Below are 2,642 nucleotides of genomic sequence, written 5' to 3'. Positions count from 1 at the left end.
CTCTGCTGTTGCGCCGCCTCAGCCCCCCCGGCGACACCGTGGGGCCGGCACGTCACGCCATCGGCATCGTGATGTTCTGCCTGCCACTGGTCTCGGCTATGTTCGAACCCTACGTGGATGCGATCTGGCCCGGGCTTCGGCCAAAGATGTGGGAGGCACAGTTGGTCGGCGACCTGATGCTGGTCGCAAGCTTCTTCGTGCTCGGCGGTGATTTCTGGAACAAGTTTCGGGCGCTGTTCACCCGTACTGCGGGAACGCTGGATGATGGCGGGTCGGGGTCTCGCGCGTGACCAGAAATATTGGTGACGCGGCGAAAATGTCCTGCGTGACGGCGGGATTTGGTCGTCGAAATCTGTCAGGGTCGCGAGGGTGCGTAGAAGCTAACATGCGACGAAAATAGGCCTACGAAGGTCGCAGGTTGGGTGACGGTGCAAGGTCAGTCACGACATGAAGCGGACTATGCATGTATGCCTGAAGCATTTCAGTCCCTCCGGTGCAGGGGATAGGTTCCTTAACGTTTGGCTGGAGTAGCGGAACCCGCGCAACAAGCACGTCCTTCTTGAATGGGCGGGCACTTGACCGAGCCATACGAACAGAAGACACAACAGTCGCCAGACTTCGGGGAAAGCAAGGCTTTGCACCTCGTGCATTCATAGAAATAGATGCAAGCGTCAGTCGGCATCACTTCGACCGACACGTATCCGCAATGCGGGCAGGTCAACGCGGACTCAAGCATGGTCGTCGTCATTTTCATTGCTCCCATGCACAAAAAGGGGCTGTGAATCGTCAACAATTCTACCGCCAAGACGAACATCGCTTTCTGGCCGATACCAACCGACCGTGGCAAGGTCTCGCCGCGAGCAGGAGTGGGTTCACATTGCTTACGTAATTGTGAATAATTTTTGTATTAATGCAGGGCTAACGCTAACGGCGAGATATAGGAAAAGGCGAGGGCGAGAGGGCGCACCCATCTGCGGCGAGCCAGCGTTGCGCTCGTCGCTTGCGGATTCGCTTATCGTGCCGACATTGTGAGGAGGAAAGTAGTAATGATGATTCGAAAGCGGAGCCGCTTTCTACACGAATAGCGACGATGTTGCCCGTCAGGTATGCGGAATTGTCCTATTGTCAGGAAACTCCAGCTGGAAGGACGTAGTGGCATTCAGTACTGAGCGGACAGAAACCGCTCCGTGGTGAAGATCCATGATGGTCTTGACGATTGCAAGCCCAATTCCCGATGATTCACCAGAGTTGGCGCGCGCGGGGTCTGCGCGAAAAAAGCGGTCGAAGAGGAGGGATAGATGCTCCGGGGCAATGCCTGGTCCAACGTTCTCCACCTTAACTTGAGCGACACCTCCAGTGTGTCGACCGTGAACGGTTACTCTGGTGCCCTCATTGGCATATCGGATTGCGTTTGACAGCAAATTACTTAACGCGCGTCGGAAGAGCGTTGGGTCTGCGAAAACCTTCCCTTGCGCATTCACTTGGATGGTTATTTGCCGTGCTTCCGCCAATGATTCAAAGTAGTCTGCCTGTCGATGCAGTTCCTCGCGAAGGTCGAGCTCCGTAGCGAGAATGGCTACCCGTGCATTGTCGGCTCTTGCCAGGAAGAGCATGTTCTCAATCATCCGAGAAAGGCGCTCATACTCTTCAACATTCGAGACCAGCAGCGATTGATACTCTTCAATCGATCTGTCGCTGCTCAGTGCAACTTGGGTCTGGCCGAGCAGGTTGGTAATAGGAGTACGGAAGTCGTGGGCAAGGTCCGCTGAAAACTGCGAAAGCCTATCGTAGCGTTCACGGAGACGGTCAATCATTCTCTGCAGGGCGCGCGCCAAATCATCTAGTTCCGCAGGCAGCCTGGATGGATCAACGGGTAGCGCTCCACTTGTAAAGGTCACGGAGGCCGTGCCGGCTGCGATACTTCGCAATGGCGCCATGCCAGCCCGAAGCGCCGCGTATCCCAGCCCGCCTGCACCGACTGTGCCTAAAAGGACTGCGATAAATAGTTTCCAGCGATAGTCTCGCAGGAGGGAAACACGACTGCTAGCGACCTGATACAGTTCCACCACTACAGGTGATGCCTCACCGCTGACGCTAGCCTTGATAGTGGTCATGCGTACCGGCATGTCGCTCGGTGTGCTCCAGGCCTGAATTGACCCGGCCGCGTCCGGCACTTTGGCGTAAGCGCCGCCACCAATCGGCTTTATCCCATAGTTTGCGCCGGCCGCCGCCAACTGCACGCCGCGCGCATCCAATATGCGGATGCCGAACTCCTCGTTTCCTTTCACCACGCCAAGTACCTCCTCCCATCGGTTTTCGGTGGGGGAGCTTCGAAGCTCAGCTAGTTCCTGTTGGGCTCGCGCGGCTTTGCGGAGAAGTTCAGCGTCGTCGCGATCGATGATCTGGCTTGCGAGGGAACCATACAGATAGATTCCCACGCCGGAAAAAGTTAGTCCGGCGATCAGGGCAAATGCAAGTGCGAGCCGAGCGGTAAGCGACCTTTTACGCATCAAGACTGTCGGTTCTCAAGGACGTAGCCGATGCCGCGGACGCTATGGATAAGTTTGGGAGCGTAAGTGTCATCCATCTTCGCTCGAAGGCGTCGAATCGCCACGTCCACGACGTTCGTGTCGCTGTCGAAG

Annotated in this window: 3 protein-coding genes and 1 pseudogene; 1 reads left to right on the top strand and 3 read right to left on the bottom strand. The window is 56.5% G+C overall.

The genetic code is table 11. The features are described 5' to 3' along the window. Positions 1-290, top strand: a pseudogene (locus WD006_RS29270) (transporter suffix domain-containing protein); the annotation flags it as partial. A gap of 221 nt (positions 291-511) precedes the next feature. On the opposite strand, the gene WD006_RS29265 reads toward WD006_RS29270, so the two are convergent. The 3 genes from WD006_RS29265 to WD006_RS29255 all read right to left on the bottom strand — a co-directional run. After that, positions 512-748: a GDCCVxC domain-containing (seleno)protein gene (locus WD006_RS29265; protein WP_080672850.1), complete on the bottom strand. Its 237-nt coding sequence runs from the start codon at positions 746-748 to the stop codon at positions 512-514. Positions 749-1,100: 352 nt separating this feature from the next. Beyond that, a complete protein-coding gene (locus tag WD006_RS29260) occupies positions 1,101-2,510 on the bottom strand; it encodes a heavy metal sensor histidine kinase (protein WP_029307885.1) in 1,410 nt (469 codons plus the stop codon). Beyond that, positions 2,510-2,642, bottom strand: a 133-nt coding sequence (locus WD006_RS29255; RefSeq protein WP_425648366.1) for a winged helix-turn-helix domain-containing protein, incomplete at its 5' end; no start/stop codon positions are given. The genes WD006_RS29255 and WD006_RS29260, both read right to left, overlap by 1 nt.

The sequence above is a fragment of the Cupriavidus sp. Met-2 genome, assembly GCF_049843575.1.
Taxonomy (GTDB): domain Bacteria; phylum Pseudomonadota; class Gammaproteobacteria; order Burkholderiales; family Burkholderiaceae; genus Cupriavidus; species Cupriavidus metallidurans.
The sequence above is the reverse complement of the archived record's forward strand: the minus strand, read 5'-3'. Positions and strand labels throughout refer to the sequence as shown.

Bases quoted from the DNA above. Each gene is read 5' to 3' on its own strand.
- WD006_RS29265 (WP_080672850.1), bottom strand. From the start codon at position 748: ATGACGACGACCATGCTTGAGTCCGCGTTGACCTGCCCGCATTGCGGA.
- WD006_RS29260 (WP_029307885.1), bottom strand. From the start codon at position 2,510: ATGCGTAAAAGGTCGCTTACCGCTCGGCTCGCACTTGCATTTGCCCTG.